Origin of the sequence: Miniimonas arenae (genome assembly GCF_006351005.1) — a bacterium.
GTDB lineage: Bacteria > Actinomycetota > Actinomycetes > Actinomycetales > Beutenbergiaceae > Miniimonas > Miniimonas arenae.
On sequence record NZ_VENP01000003.1, the window covers coordinates 1 to 14,661 of the forward strand.

Consider the following 14,661-nt stretch of genomic DNA (forward strand, 5'->3'; position numbering starts at 1 on the left):
CGCGGTGGGTGGCGCCGTCGCGGGTGCGTTCAACCAGTTCGTCGCCCCGTTCGGGGCCACGGCGATCGGCCCGTCGGGCTGGGCGCTGCTGCCGCTCCTGCAGAGCGACAACGGGCAGGGCTACGCGATCCTCGCCTACTCCGTGGGGCTGCTTGCCGGGTACGTGGCCGGGTTCGTCATCACCTCCCTCTGGGGCTTCACGCCCGCGCTGCTCGCGGAGCACAACCGCGGCGACGACGAGTTCGCCGAGCTCGAGGGCGGCGAGGCGCAGGACGTCGAGACGCCCGACGGCGAGGCGTCCGCCGCCGAGGCCACCGTCGCGAGTGCGGCGTCCGACGGCGAGGCGCACGACGGCGAGGCCCCCGCGCCGATCGCGATCCTCGCCCCCGCACCGGGCGCCGTCGTCGACCTGGCCGACGTGCCGGACAAGGTCTTCTCGGGTCGGCTCATGGGCGACGGGTTCGCGATCGACCCCACGTCGGGGGACTTCCGCAGCCCGGTGTCGGGGCAGATCGCGACGCTCTTCCCGACCGGCCACGCGTTCGCCGTCGTGACGCCCGAGGGGCTGGAGGTGCTCGTGCACATCGGGCTCGAGACGGTGAAGCTCAAGGGCGAGGGGTTCACCGCGCACCACGCGGTCGGCGACGAGGTCCGGGCCGGCGACGTCGTCATCTCGGCCGACCTCGACGCGATTCGACCCCGTGTGCCCTCGCTGCTGACCCCGGTCGTGGTCCTCAACACCCCGGCGTTCCCGGTCGCCGACCGGGCGCCGCACGGCGACGCCGTCCTCACGGTGGCGCGCGCCGCTGCGGCGGTGCCCGCGGCCGACTGACCGCGCAACCACCCGACCTCCTCGCGGCCCGGGGCCGTCGCACGCCAGGATGGCCCCATGACCCAGGTCCAGGTGGTGGTCGTCGGCGGCGGCGTGATGGGGGCGGCGACCGCGTGGAACCTCGCCCGGCGCGGCACCGACGTGCTCCTGCTCGAACGCTTCGAGCCCGGTCACCACGAGGGCGCCAGCCACGGCGCGACCCGCAACTTCAACACCGCGTACTCCTCCGACCACTACCTCGACCTCGTCCTGCGCGCCCGCGAGCTGTGGGCGGACCTCGCCGAGCAGGCCGCGACCCCGGTCCTCGACCCGGTCGGCCTCGTGAACCACGGCGGCGGGCTCGCCGGCACCGCCCGGTGGCAGGCGGTCCGCGACGCGCTCGTCGCCCGCGGCGAGCACGCGGAGTGGCTCGCCGCCGACGCGGCGCACGAGCGCTGGCCGGCCCTGCGCTTCCGCCCCGCACCCGTCGGGGACGGGCGTGACGTCCTCTGGGTCCCCTCCGGCGCCCGGGTCCGGGCCGCGGACGCGCTCGCCGCGATGCACGACGGCGTCACGCGCCACGGCGGCACCGTGCGGTTCTCCTCGCGTGCGCGGGCGGTGGAACCGCTGCCCGAGGGCGGCGTGCGGGTGGTGACGGACGAGGAGGAGGTGACCTGCGCCGTCGTCGTCCTCACCGTCGGGGCGTGGACGGCCGGACTTGTGGCGAGCAGCGGTCTGGACCTGCCGCTGCCGACGCTCGAGGTGACCCAGGAGCAGCCGGCGCACTTCGCCGTCGTGCGCCCCGACCTGCTGACGGGCGACCTGCCGGGCTTCAACCACGCGCCGGACCCCGACGACCCCGCGGACGCCTACTTCCGCTCGGACGTCTACGGCATGCACACGCCGGGCGAGGGGATCAAGGCGGGCTGGCACGGCACGGGCGCCGTGCTCGACCCGGACGAGCGGACGTACGCCTACGAGGAGCGGCAGATGGCCGACCTGCGGCGGTACGCCGCGGACTGGCTGCCGGCCGCGGACCCCGACCGGTTCGAGGCGATCTCGTGCACGTACACGTCGACGGCGAGCACGGACTTCGTGCTCGACCGGCGCGGGGACGTGGTGGTCGGGGCGGGGTTCTCAGGGCACGGGTACAAGTTCGCCCCCGCCGTGGGCGAGGTGCTCGCGGACCTGGCGCTCGGCGTCGGGCCCGGGCCGGCGGCGGCGTTCCGGCTGACCGGCCGCGCGGAGGCCGGCGCGCGACGCGGGTACGGGACGTAGCCGTGCAGCTGGTCCGGGGGGAGTTCGAGCGGACGGCGAGCCACTGGTGGTGGCGGCCGGGGTGGGAGCGCGGTCGTCGCTACCTGACCGTGCACCTCACGTTCGGCGTCGCACCCGAGCTGGTGCGCGAGGCCGAGTGCTACCTCCCCGCGCTGAGCGGGCGCGCCGGGGTCGACGTGGTGCCGGTGCCGTGGCTGCACCTCACGATGACCGGGATCGGGTTCGTCGACGAGGTGTCGCCGGACGCGCTGGAGGAGGTGGCGCTGCGGGTGCTCGGCGCTGACGCGACGCCGAGCTCGGGCGTCGGTCCGCTCGTCCTCGACACGCTCTTCCTCGGGCGGGAGGGGCTCGCGCTGACCGGGCCGCTGCCGGGCTGGCTGGCGGGGATGAAGGCCGCCCAGGAACGGGCGGTCGGCGAGGTGCTGGGCGTCGAGCGGCAGGCCGCGGCGTTCCGTCCCCACGTGTCGCTCGCGTACTTCGACGCCGAGATCGACGAGCCGGGGCTGGTGGCGGCGGTGCACGAGGTCGGACTGCGGGACGTCGAGGTGCGCACGCCGACGCTCTCGGTGCTCGAGCTGGGCCGGGACGAGCACGTCTACACCTGGCGCGTGATCCGCGAGCGGGTGCTCGAGCTCGGGGGGTGAGGCGCGGTTGGGCTGTGCGCCGCGGCTGTGGGTGGCGGCGGTGGTGGCGGTGGGTGGCGCGTGGTGATTGGTGCCTGGTGGGGCTGGGCGTCGGCGGACGAGGGGGCAGACTGGCCCGACCGGAGTCGACGTCCGTGCCCCGATCGAGCAGGGCATGAGCGGCGTCGTGCTTCGCGACTCGACCGGACGAGAGGGGCAGACCATGGTGAGGATCGCCGTCACGGGGCACGCCGAGCGGGCGCTGCCGGCGGAGCGGGGAACGCTGCGCGTCGAGGTCTCCGCCGTCGGCGACGACCGGCGGGAGGTGCTCGAACGCGTCACCCGGACCCACACGGACTTGCGCGCGGAGGCGCAGGCGCACGTGGACTCGGGTGCCGCGACGTGGTGGGGCTCGCACGGGGTGTCCTCGGGTCAGCTCATCGACTGGGAGCAGCGCGACGGCCAGCAGGTCAAGGTGCGCCGGTTCCAGGCGCGGGCCGACGTGCGCGTGCGGTTCAGCGACTTCACCGCACTCGCGGAGTGGAGCGTGGCGGTGGCCGAGCGCGAGGACGTCGAGGTCGCCGGGATCACGTGGGACCTGACGGACTCCCGCCGCGACTCGGTGATCGACGACGTCCGGGTCGACGCGACCCGGGACGCGCTCGCGAAGGCGTTCGTGTTCGCGCGCGCCGCAGGCCTGGGGTCGCCGCGGCTCGTCGCGCTGTACGAGGAGGGGCTGCGCCCGGGCGGGGACCGCCCACCCGTCCAGCCGATGATGCGCTCCATGGCGATGGACTCGGGTGGCCGCGGTGGCGGCGTCGAGCTGCGGCCGGACGACATCGAGCTCACGGTGTCCGTCAGTGCGGACTTCGAGGCTGACGGGGCGTAGGCGGCCCTGAGCTCGGCAGTGGTTCGTGACCAGGACTCAGCGTTCGGCAGTGATCCGTGACCAGGGCTCAGCGTTCGGCGGGCCCGGAAAGCCAGAACCCGGCGCTCGGTGTCCGAGCGCCGGGTTCGGCGTGCCGATGGTTCGCGGCCTCTGGCGGTGATGCGAGGCCGGAACGAGCCCAGGATCAGAAGTTGATCATGTGCCCCGAGATGCCGTGCATGGCCTCCTTGACGGCCTCGCCCAGCGTCGGGTGGGCGAACACGACGCGCGAGACCTCGTCCGCGGTGAGGTCCCACGTCTGCGCCACGTTGATCGCGGGCAGCAGCTCGGTGACGTCCGGGCCGATCATGTGGGCGCCGAGGATCTCGTTGCGCTCGGCGTCGGCCACGATCTTGACGAACCCGACGCCCTCGCCGAGGCCCTGCGCCTTGCCGTTCGCGCTGAACGGGAACGTCGCGACCTTGATCTCGTGCCCGGCGTCCTTGGCCTGCTGCTCGGTGAGGCCCATCGAGCCGATCTGCGGGTGGCAGTAGGTGGCGCGCGGGATGAAGCGGTAGTCGATCGACATCGTCTCGGCGCCCGCGAGGGTCTCGGCGGCCACGACGCCCTGCGCCTCCGCGACGTGCGCGAGCATCATCTTCGCGGTGACGTCGCCGATCGCGTAGACGTTCGGGACGTTGGTGCGCATGTAGTCGTCGATCTCGATGGCGCCACGCTCGGTGAGCTTCACGCCGATGTTCTCCAGGCCGAAGCCCTCGGTGCGCGGCGCGAAGCCGATCGCCGACAGCAGCCGGTCCGCCTCGAGCACCTTCTGCTCACCGCCCGCGGAGACGGTGACCTTGACGCCCGACCCGGTGTCCTCGACCGACTCGACCTTGGTGCCCGTCAGCACCTTCACGCCGAGCTTCTTGTAGTGCTTGGCAAGCTCCTTGGACACGTCGGCGTCCTCGGTCGGGACCATCCGGTCCAGGAACTCCACGATCGTCACGTCGACGCCGAAGTTGGTCATGACGTAGGCGAACTCCACGCCGATCGCGCCCGAGCCGGCGATGATGATCGAGCCCGGCAGGTCGGCGTCGAGGATCTGCTCCTCGTAGGTGACGACGTTCTTGCTCACCTGCACGCCCGGGAGCATCCGCGTGACGGACCCGGTGGCGAGGATCAGGGTGTCGAACGTGACGTTCTCGGTCTCACCCGAGTTCAGGGCCACGTCCATCGACGTGGGGGACGTCAGCGTGCCCCAGCCGTCGATCTCGGTGATCTTGTTCTTCTTCATGAGGAAGTGGACGCCCTTGACGATGCCGGCGGACACCTGACGGCTGCGCGCGTGCGTCGGGCCGTACGCCATCGTCGCCTCGCCCTCGATGCCGTACTTGGCCTTCTCGTGGGTGAGCGTGTGCGCCAGCTCGGCGTTCTTCAGCAGCGCCTTGGAGGGGATGCACCCGACGTTGAGGCACACACCGCCCCAGTACTTCTTCTCGACGACGGCGACGGACTTGCCGAGCTGCGCTGCACGGATGGCGGCGACGTAGCCACCGGGGCCCGCACCGAGGACAACGACATCAAAGTGGGAAGCCATGGCCCTCAGCCTAGTTCCGCGGTACCCGCGATTCGACGCCGTGCGGCGTCGCCTCGGTCACGTCTCCCGCGGCGCACGACGGCGAGCCTCGCCTCCGAGCACCAGTCGCCACGGCTACACGTGCTGCGGCGCGGTTGACGTGGACATGGCCTCCGGGGTGTCCACGCCTGACGCGGTCACACGTGCTGCCGCGCGACCCACGTGGACATGGCCTCCGCGGTGTCCACGCCTGGCGCGGCTGCGCGTGCTGCGGCGCGGCTGACGTGGACATGGCCTCCGCGGTGTCCACGCCTGGCGCGGCTACGCGTGCTGCGGCGCGGCTGAGTCCTGACGTGGCGCCCCGCACCCCGACCACCGCCGAACTGCGGCGATGAAGCGGGCGGCGGGGCTCGCCGTCGGGCACTACGATCGTCCGTGACCATCCAGAGCAGCCGAGAGACCTGGCTCGACGACGCTGCAGCAACCCCCCGCGACCTCACGCGGGAGAGGGTGCTCATGCCAGGACCGATGGAGAGGTGAGAGTGATGTACGAGGCCGACCTGACGCCTGCCGAGGCGTGGGAGCTGCTGGAGAACCACGAGGAAGCCGTCCTGGTGGACGTGCGCACGCCGCAGGAGTGGGCGGAGGTCGGGATTCCCGACCTCGGGCCGCTGCACCGGCGCGTCGTGCTCGACCCGCTGCTCACGGCAGCGGGCCCCAACCCCGACTTCCTCACGGCGCTCGCGGACGCCGGGCTGACCCCCGGCGACTCGCGTCCCGTGCTGTTCGTCTGCAAGGCGGGCGGGCGCAGCGTGGCCGCGGCGCGCCTCGCGACGCAGGCGGGCCTCGGTCCGGCGTACAACGTCGTCGAGGGGTACGAGGGCGCGACGGCGAGCGAGGCCGGGTGGGCCGGCACCGGTCTGCCCGTGGCCCGGTGGGACGGGGAGCAGGCGTGACCGACCCGCAGCCCCGCAGCGCCCTGCCCGACGGCCTGCGCCCCGCGACCCTCGCGGTGCGCGGCGGCCAGGAGCGCACCGGGTTCATGGAGACCTCCGAGCCGCTGTTTCTCACGCAGGGCTACGTCTACCCGCGCGCGGCCGACGCCGAGGCGACCTTCCTCGCCGAGCTCGACCGGTTCTCCTACACGCGCTACGCCAACCCCACCACGTCCGCGTTCGAGGAGCGTCTGCGCCTCATCGAGGGCGCCGAGGCGTGCTTCGCGACGGCGTCGGGCATGGCGGCCGTGTTCGCCTCGATGGCGAGCCTCGTGCGCCAGGGGTCGCGCATCGTGGCCGGCCGGGCAATGTTCGGCTCGACGCTGCTCGTGCTCGACGAGCTGTTCACCTCCTGGGGCATCGAGACCGTCTACGTCGACGCGCACGTCAACGAGCAGTGGGCGCAGGCGCTCGCGACGCCGGCCGACGTCGTGTTCTTCGAGACGCCGTCGAACCCGATGCAGGACATCGTGGACATCGCCGAGGTGTCCCGGCTCGCGCACGCCGCGGGCGCGACGGTCATCGTGGACAACGTGTTCGCGACGCCGGCCCTGCAGCGCCCGCTCGCGTTCGGCGCGGACGTCGTCGTGTACTCCGCGACCAAGCACATCGACGGCCAGGGGCGCGTGATGGGCGGCGCGGTGCTCGGCTCGCGCGAGTACGTGACCGGGCCGCTGCAGACGTTCCTGCGCAACACCGGCCCGACGATCAGCCCGTTCAACTCGTGGGTGCTGCTCAAGGGCCTGGAGACGGTGGACCTGCGCGTCCAGCGTCAGTCCGAGAGCGCGCTCGCCGTGGCGCGGTGGCTCGAGGACCAGCCCGGCGTGGTGGGCGTGCGCTACCCGTACCTGCCCTCGCACCCGCAGCACGAGCTCGCCACCACGCAGCAGACCGCGGGCGGGACGGTCGTCGCGTTCACCCTCGACGGCCCGAGCGACCCCGAGGGCGGCAAGCTGCGCTCGTTCGCGTTCCTCGACGCTCTGCGGCTCATCGACATCTCGAACAACCTCGGCGACGCCAAGTCGCTCGTCACGCACCCCGCGACGACGACGCACATGAAGACGGGCTACGCCGGTCGACAGCGCACCGGCATCGCCGAGACGACGATCCGGCTGTCCGTCGGCCTGGAGGATCCCGCAGACCTGCTCGACGACCTCGCGCGGGGGCTCGCGGCTCCGTTCTGACGCGGGCCGGTTCGACGCGGGTGCTGGTGAGACAGGCCCCCGCTAGACGGGCCCGCGGGGGTCCCCGTCGGCGTACCGTGCTGCGGGGGTCGGGACGGCCGACCCCGACCAGAGTCGAGGAGCAGGCCAATGTTCGTCTCCACCATGAACGACGTCCCGGGCGCGCAGGTCGTGCGCGTCCTCGGTGAGGTCTCCGGCATCACCGTGCGCGCGCGGCACATCGGCGCGCAGCTCGGCGCCGGCTTCAAGGCGATCGGCGGCGGCGAGCTCAAGGGGCTCACGCAGCAGCTCCAGGAGACCCGCGACGAGGCCTACGGTCGGATGTGCGAGAACGCGCAGGCGCTGGGCGCGAACGCGGTGCTCGCGATGCGCTACGACAGCAACGACATCGGCGGTTCCTACCAGGAGGTCGTCGCCTACGGGACGGCCGTCATCCTGCAGTAGGCGGTACCTGCGCGAGTACGGCCCCGCCCGCTTCGGGCCGTACTCGCGCAGGAGCTGGGAGGGGAGGGCGCGGCACGCCGTCGTGCCCGACGGCGTCGCTCGCCCCCCGCAGGTCCGCGGCGGTGACGCAGCGCTCGGCCGCGCACACCGCGGCCACCGTAGCGGTCTTCGGCGGCCACGCGTGCGCGATGTCCACGCCGCGAGCCGAGACGACCGTCACATCTCACCCGACGTCAGTCGCCGAGGTCACCGCGCAGCACCTCGACGCGCTCACCCGCCGCGCCGGTCCGGCCGTCGCGCCCCGCGTCCGGGTTGCGCGGGTCCCAGCCCGGCACGTGCACGAAGCGGGAGATCACGGTGCCGATGACGAGCAGGATCACGGGGTAGACGGACAGGTAGAAGCGGAACGCCAGGTCCGGGTTGGGGCCTGGCGTCGCGCCGGACCGGTAGCCGAAGAACAGCGTGAGCGAGGCGAGCGCGGCGGCCACCACGAGTCCGTTGAGCCGGCCGAGCACCCCGAACGCCGACAGGAAGATGCCCTCGCGGTGCACGCCGTGCCGGGTGGCGTCGTCGTCGAGGACGCGGGCCATGATGAGGTCGTTCGTCGCGAGGACGCCGGAGTACCCGACGGCGACGCAGAGCCCCGCGATCACGGCGCCGAGCAGGTCCTGCACGAAGAACAGCGGCGCGAACGCGACCGCCGCGATCGGCAGCGCGCGCTTCCACGTACGCTCCGCACCCCAGCGCCGCACGAGCCGCGCCCACACCGCGAGCATCCCGATCGCCCCGACCACGACGACGACCTGCAGGATCGTCGCGTCCAGCCCGCCGCCGCCGAGGGAGTAGCGCACGTAGAGCTGGAGGCCGTTGAGCACGAGCGCCATGGCCGAGCCGTAGCAGGCGTTGACCACGCCGATGGTCCAGAAGTAGCGGTTGGTGAGGATCTGCCGGATCGAGGCGAGGAACGGCGGACGCTCCTCGTGGGAGGCCTGCGGGTCCTCGTGCACGCCGAACGTCATGTAGAGGATCACGGCGACGCCGAGCACCGCGAAGATCACGGCCAGCCGGGTGTAGCCCACCGTGGGGTCGGCGCAGCCGGCGGCGTCCACGGGGCAGCCGAGCACGTTCTGCGCGAGCACCGGCGTCAGCCCGAGCGCGAGGATCATCGCGAGGAGCTGGCAGCCCTGGCGGATCGCGTTGGCGGACGCGCGCACGCGTTCGGCCGGGAAGAGCTCCGGCAGCAGCGCGCCGTAGTTGGCGTTGATGAGGGAGTCGGCCATCTCGGCCAGCACGGCGAAGATCGCGAACCAGACCACCAGCGCCGTCGCGGAGGAGGCCACCCCGCCGGGCACGGCGAACAGCGCGATGCTGGCGAGCAGCAGGACCGCCGACCCCACGACGAGGTACGGCTTGCGTCGGCCCCACCGGGTCCGCGTGCGGTCGGAGAGGTAGCCGAACACGGGGTTGTCGATCGCGTCGATGATCCCGTACACGGCGTAGACGCCGGCGAAGACCGCGGCGTCCATCCCGAGCAGGTCGACGTAGAAGAACAGCATCGACCCCTTGATGAGGTTGATCGGGATCGAGGTGCCGAACATCCCGACGCCGTAGCGCGCGGGGCTGGTGCGCGGCCTCGCGGGCGCCGTGCCCGTGGGCCTCGCCCCGGTCGGTGTCGTCTCTGCCGGTGTCGTCTCGGTCGTGACCGCCTCCCCGTCCGGGGCCTCGGGATGCGTCACACCGAACCGCCCGGGACCAGCCGCGTCGGCAGGAGGACGTGCTCGGGCGGCAGCGACGGGTCGGTCAGGCGGGCGAGCAGCATCGAGGTGGCGCGGGCCGACAGGTCGAGCACGGGGTTGGACATCGTGGTGAGCCGCGGGTGCATGAGCTCCGCGGTGCCGAGGTCGTCGAACCCGACGAGCGCGACGTCGTCGGGCACGCGCAGACCGCGGCGGTCCAGCGCGCGCCGCACGCCCACGGCCATCGTGTCGGAGGCGACGAAGATCGCGTCGACGTCGTGCGCGTCGAGCAGGCGCTCGGCCGCGGCCTCCGCGGCGGGCACGGAGAAGTCGGCGGCCTCGGCCGCGTCGTGCGGCAGGCCGGCCGCGTCCAGCGCCTCCTGCCAGCCGATGAACCGGTCCTGGCCGGCGGTCATGTCCGTCGGTCCGGCGACCGTGCCGATGCGCGTGCGACCTGCGCGGACGAGCACCTCGGTGGCGAGCCGGGCGCCGGTGACGTTGTCGACGTCGACGAAGCTGAGCCCGTTCATCTCGAACGGACGGCCGATGAACACGATCGGGCGTGACCCGCGCAGGCCCTCCTCGAGGTGGTCGCCGCGGTGCGGGGAGGCGATGATCGCGCCGTCGACGTGCCCGGCCTGGAGGTAGCGCACGAGGCGGCCGGGCGTGCGGTTGCTGATGAGCAGCACGAGCTGCAGCTCGGTGACCGCGAGCGCGCCGGACACCCCGCGCAGCACGCCGAGGAGGAACGGGTCGTTGAGGAAGCGGTCGTCCGGCTCGGGGATGACGAGGGCGACCGAGCCGGTCTGCTGCGTCGCGAGCGCCCGCGCGGCGGGGTTGGGGGTGAAGCCGAGGCGCTGCACGGCGTCGTCGACGGCGGCCTGGGCGGTGGGGGAGACGCGCTTGCCTCCGTTGATCGCCCGCGAGGCGGTGGAGCGCGACACCCCGGCCTCGCGTGCGACCTCGTCGAGCGTCGGCGCCCGACCGCTGATCGTGCTCATCCCTGCTCCCTCGTCTCTCCGGCCGTCATCGTAGGCCGCCGCGCGGGTGCGCCGCCGTCAGCGGAGACCGGCTCTCCAGGCGCCGGTGCCTGGAGAGCCGGTGGGTGGGCGCGAGCGTCAGCTCACCCCTTGACCGCGCCCTGCATGATCCCGGCGACGAGCTGCTTGCCGGTGAACAGGAACACGACGATGAGCGGGAGCGTCACGAGAAGCACGCCCGCCATGAGGAGGGAGTAGTCCACGAAGTACGTGGCCTGCAGCGAGCGCACCACGATCGGCAGCGTCGGGTTGGACTGGTTCAGCACGATCGAGGGCCAGAAGAAGTTGGTCCACTGGGCGACGAACGTGAACAGCGCGAGCATCGCGGCCGCGGGGCGCGCGGCCGGGAGCGCCACGGACCAGAAGGTCCGCAGCACGCTCGCGCCGTCGACCCGCGCGGCCTCGACGAGCTCGTAGGGCAGCGCCTCACCGAGGTACTGGGTCATCCAGAACACCCCGAACGCTGTCACGAGCGCCGGCACGATGACGGCCTCGATCGAGCCGACCCAGCCGAGTCGCGTCGCGAGGATGTACATCGGGATGACGCCGAGCTGCGTCGGCACGGCCATCGTCGCGATGACGAACACGAGCAGCGGCCCGCGCCCGCGGAAGCGCAGCTTCGCGAACGAGAAGCCGGCAAGCGTGGAGAACAGCACGGTGGACAGCGACACCACCACCGCGATGACAGCCGAGTTGACCGCGCCGTTCCAGAAGTTGATCGCGGTGGAGCCCATGATCTCCGCGAACCGGTCGAACAGCGAGAGGTCCGGGAACAGCTGCGGGAACGGGTCGCGCGAGATCGCCTGCTGGTCGCTCGAGCCGAGCACCGCCGTGTAGTACAGCGGGAAGATCGAGATCACGATCACGACGGCGAGGATCACGTACGTGACCCAGCGCGGTCGGCGGTTCACCCCGCCCGACCCGCGACGGCGAGCGGCGGCCCGGGCCGCGCGCGGTCCGGCGGTCTGGGCGACGACGGGCAGGGAGCTCATGACGCGCTCCTCTCGGGGTCGGAAGTGGCGGGGCCGGCGTCGGGGTCGGTGTCGCTCGCGCCCGCCGTGCGTGCGGGGGGAAGTGCGGCGCTCGCGACCGCACTCGGGCGCGTGGGGCGAGGCTCGCCGTCGGGCACGGGCACGACTCCCCTGCGGCGCAAGGCGCGCCGACGGGCGGACCGGCCGCGCCCGCCGTCGTCGGCGATCCTGCGCGTGAGCGCGAAGTTCACGAGACCGATGAGCAGGATGAGGAGGAACAGCAGCCACGCGATCGCGGCCGCACGGCCGAAGTTCTTCTGGTTGCCCCAGGCGACGTCGTAGAGGTAGAGGACGGTGGTCATCCACTGGCGGTCGGCGCCGCCGAGGCCCTGGGCGTCGAACATGCGGGGCTCGTCGAAGATCTGCAGGCCGCCGATCGTGGAGGTGATGACCACGAAGATCACCGTGGCGCGGATCTGCGGGACCGTGACGGAGAAGAACTGCCGGATGCGGCCGGCGCCGTCGATGATCGCGGCCTCGTAGAGCTCGCGCGGCACAGCCTGCATGGCCGCGAGGAAGATGAGGGCGTTGTAGCCCGTCCAGCGGAAGTTCACCATCGTGGCGATCGCGACGTGGCTGGCGAGCGGGCTCGCGTGCCAGGCGATCGGGTCGAGGCCGATGCCGGTGAGGAGGCTGTTGACGAGCCCGTACTGGTCGGCGAAGAGGCGGCCGAAGATCATCGAGACCGCGACGGGGGCGACGACGTAGGGCAGCAGCACGCCCATCCGCCAGAAGGTCGCCGAGCGCAGGTTCTGGTCCAGCAGCGCGGCGAGCACGATGGCGGCGACGACCTGCGGCACCGAGCTGAGCAGGAAGATCGAGAAGGTGTTGCGCAGGGACTTCCAGAACGTCGCCTGGCCGAGCACGTCGACGTAGTTCTGCAGGCCGACGAAGTCACCCTGGCCGCCCAGCAGGTTCCACTCGTGCACCGAGACGACCGCGGTGTACAGGAGGGGGAACAGGCCGGTGAGGGCGAACAGCAGGAAGAAGGGGGAGATGAAGAGGTAGGGGGAGACCTTGACGTCCCAGCGCGAGAGCTTCTGGGAGAAGGCGACGCGGCGCGGGGTGCGCGGTGGCGCGGGGTCGGTCATGGTGCCCGCCCTCCGGGAGAGGGTGCTGGTCATGGGGTCCTGGCCTGACGGTGGTGGGCTGACGGGGAGGGCTGGACCGGCGGGTGCCGGTGCGGCGCGCTCTCGCGCACCGCACCGGCACCGGGGTCATCGGACCGTCAGGACAGGCCGAGGTCCTTGAACGCCTGGACCGACTTGGCCCAGGAGCTGTCGGCGTCGTCGGTCTTCTCGACGTCGACGCGCTTGAGGCCGTCCTGCACCGCGGTGTGGATCGAGAAGTAGTTCGGGCCCTTGAACGGGGCACCCTTGATGGCCTGCGCACGAGCGGAGAAGATCGCGCCGACCGGGGCGTCGTTGAAGAACGGGTTCGTGAACTCCTGGACCGCCGTGGAGCTCTGCGCCTCGATCTGCGAGGGGAAGGTGCCGGCCGAGGTGAACGCCTGCGTCTGCACCTCGGGGCTCGTCAGCCAGGCGGCGAGCTCCTTGGCGGCCTCGGTGTTGGCGCCCGAGGCGGGGACGGTGAGGAACGAGCCGCCCCAGTTGCCGCCGCCGCCGGGGAAGACGTCCGCGACGTTCCAGCCGGTCACGCCGCCGGCGCGCTCCTCGATCGGGCCGGTCATCCAGGCCGGGCAGAGCATGGTGGCGAAGCCGTCCTTCTGGAACGCGGCGTCCCAGTCGGCGGACCACTGCTCGAGGCCGGCGGACAGGCCGTCGGCGCTCGCCTGGGTGACCTGCGTCCACAGGTCGATGATCGGCTGGTTCGTGGCGAGGTCCTTCGGGGTGCCGTCGGACTCCTCGTAGGCGTTGGTGAGCTGGTTGACCATGCCCTGGTAGGTGGCCGAGGCCGAGTCGTACCAGGCGGAGTCGGAGGCGGCGACGAACTGCTTGCCGACCTCGAAGTAGGTGTCCCAGGTGGCGTCGTCGCCGCCGAGCAGCGTGGCGACCTCGTCGGGCGTGCTCGGCAGGCCCGCGGCCTCGAACAGGTCCTGGCGGTAGCAGATCGCCTCGGGGCCGATGTCGGTGCCGTAGCCGATGAGCTTGCCGTCGGTCGTGGTGGCCTGGTCGACCTTCCACTGCACCCAGCGGTCGGCGAGCGCGGGGTCGGACAGGTCGACGAAAAGGTCGGGGTACTGCATGAGCTCGGGTAGCCAGTCGACCTCGATCGCCTCAATGTCCGCCAGGCCCGTGCCGCCGGCGCCGAGCTTGGTGGTCATGTTGGTGCGGGCGTCCTCGGACTTGGCGGCCTTGACCTGCTCGACCGTGACGCCGGGGTGGTCGGCCTCGTACTGGTCGAAGAGCTCGTCGGTGTAGCCGAAGTCGTTGAACGTCGCGACGGTGAGCTTGATCTGCTCGCCGGAACCTGCGCCGGCGTCGGTCGAGGCGTCGCCGCCCGCGGCCTGTGTCGAGTCGCCGGTGGCGTCGGAACCGGATCCGGAACCGCCGCCGCAGGCGGTGAGGACGAGCGCGAGGCTCGCTGCGAGTGCCGTCGCCGTGGCGACGCTGCGGGTACGGGAACTGCGCACGGTGTGACTCCTTCGTCATCGGTCGGGCACCTGCCGTGCCCGAGAGTGAGGCGATCGTGGAAGCGCTCTCACCTGAGAGCAGCGTCACATGCTCGGCGTGGAAGCGCAACCACACTTCTGGGAGCGGTATCACGGTGTTGGCAGCTGCGTGTGCGTTTGCGCAGGTCAGCGTGGGTTCGGGCGCGTCGGACGTGATCGGATCGTTATCTGCGGGTGGGTGGAGGGGTTCGTGGTCGCGTCGGGCTTGCCGGATGCGGTGCTTGCGGTCTCGATGGCGGAGCTTGCGGCCTCTCGCGCACTCGCCGGTGGCGCGGGAGCGACTGTCCGCGACGCCAGAGCGACCGTCCGCGACGTCAGAGCGACTGTCCGCGACGTCAGAGCGACTGTCCGCGACGCCAGAGCGACCCACATGCCAATCGTTCGACGCCCCGCGAGCATCAGTGCTGGTCAGCCGGTTGTGACCGCCGAGCAGCGCTGCG

Annotated in this window: 13 protein-coding genes and 1 riboswitch; of the genes, 7 read left to right on the forward strand and 6 right to left on the reverse strand. The window is 72.2% G+C overall.

The annotated features are described in order from the left end of the window. The 4 genes from FH969_RS15385 to FH969_RS01590 all read left to right on the forward strand — a co-directional run. Nucleotides 1-832 (forward strand): PTS sugar transporter subunit IIA (locus FH969_RS15385; protein ID WP_218975231.1); only part of this gene is annotated, 832 nt, incomplete at its 5' end. Nucleotides 833-889: 57 nt separating this feature from the next. Beyond that, entirely contained in the window at nt 890-2,089 is a 1,200-nt protein-coding gene (locus FH969_RS01580; protein WP_139985642.1) for an FAD-dependent oxidoreductase, read from the forward strand. 2 nt (nt 2,090-2,091) lie between these two features. Beyond that, entirely contained in the window at nt 2,092-2,733 is a 642-nt protein-coding gene (locus FH969_RS01585) for a hypothetical protein (RefSeq protein ID WP_139985644.1), read from the forward strand. Nucleotides 2,734-2,935: 202 nt separating this feature from the next. Beyond that, entirely contained in the window at nt 2,936-3,601 is a 666-nt protein-coding gene (locus tag FH969_RS01590) for an SIMPL domain-containing protein (RefSeq protein WP_180359616.1), read from the forward strand. 184 nt (nt 3,602-3,785) lie between these two features. Here the strand turns inward: FH969_RS01590 and lpdA are convergent, their stop codons facing one another. Then, nucleotides 3,786-5,180 (reverse strand): dihydrolipoyl dehydrogenase, encoded by a 1,395-nt coding sequence (gene lpdA / locus FH969_RS01595; protein WP_139985648.1) that lies wholly within the window; start codon nt 5,178-5,180, stop codon nt 3,786-3,788. 415 nt (nt 5,181-5,595) lie between these two features. Beyond that, a riboswitch (SAM riboswitch) is annotated at nt 5,596-5,694 on the forward strand. Between the two features lie 10 nt (nt 5,695-5,704). Between lpdA and FH969_RS01600 the strand changes: the two genes are divergently transcribed. The 3 genes from FH969_RS01600 to FH969_RS01610 all read left to right on the forward strand — a co-directional run bounded on the left by FH969_RS01600 (nt 5,705) and on the right by FH969_RS01610 (nt 7,782). Next, nucleotides 5,705-6,115, forward strand: a complete 411-nt coding sequence (locus tag FH969_RS01600) for a rhodanese-like domain-containing protein (RefSeq protein WP_139985650.1) — start codon at nt 5,705-5,707, stop codon at nt 6,113-6,115. Then, on the forward strand, nt 6,112-7,338 hold the full coding sequence (locus tag FH969_RS01605; RefSeq protein ID WP_139985652.1) for an O-succinylhomoserine sulfhydrylase: 1,227 nt from the start codon (nt 6,112-6,114) through the stop codon (nt 7,336-7,338). The genes FH969_RS01600 and FH969_RS01605 overlap by 4 nt, the downstream gene beginning before the upstream one ends. Before the next feature lie 129 nt (nt 7,339-7,467). After that, nucleotides 7,468-7,782: a YbjQ family protein gene (locus tag FH969_RS01610; protein WP_108718402.1), complete on the forward strand. Its 315-nt coding sequence runs from the start codon at nt 7,468-7,470 to the stop codon at nt 7,780-7,782. A 233-nt stretch (nt 7,783-8,015) separates the two neighbouring features. On the opposite strand, the gene FH969_RS01615 is transcribed toward FH969_RS01610, so the two are convergent. The 5 genes from FH969_RS01615 to FH969_RS01635 form a co-directional block, all read right to left on the reverse strand. Then, a complete protein-coding gene (locus FH969_RS01615; protein ID WP_108720055.1) occupies nt 8,016-9,380 on the reverse strand; it encodes an MFS transporter in 1,365 nt (454 codons plus the stop codon). A 134-nt stretch (nt 9,381-9,514) separates the two neighbouring features. Continuing rightward, a complete protein-coding gene (locus FH969_RS01620; RefSeq protein WP_139985653.1) occupies nt 9,515-10,519 on the reverse strand; it encodes a LacI family DNA-binding transcriptional regulator in 1,005 nt (334 codons plus the stop codon). Nucleotides 10,520-10,641: 122 nt separating this feature from the next. Beyond that, nucleotides 10,642-11,550 (reverse strand): carbohydrate ABC transporter permease, encoded by a 909-nt coding sequence (locus tag FH969_RS01625; RefSeq protein WP_139985655.1) that lies wholly within the window; start codon nt 11,548-11,550, stop codon nt 10,642-10,644. Then, entirely contained in the window at nt 11,547-12,680 is a 1,134-nt protein-coding gene (locus tag FH969_RS01630) for a carbohydrate ABC transporter permease (RefSeq protein WP_370445335.1), read from the reverse strand. The genes FH969_RS01625 and FH969_RS01630 overlap by 4 nt, the downstream gene beginning before the upstream one ends. Before the next feature lie 137 nt (nt 12,681-12,817). Further along, nucleotides 12,818-14,182 carry an ABC transporter substrate-binding protein gene (locus FH969_RS01635; RefSeq protein WP_139985657.1) on the reverse strand — a complete coding sequence of 455 codons (1,365 nt, stop codon included), beginning with the start codon at nt 14,180-14,182 and terminating at the stop codon, nt 12,818-12,820. Nucleotides 14,183-14,661: the final 479 nt, after the last annotated feature.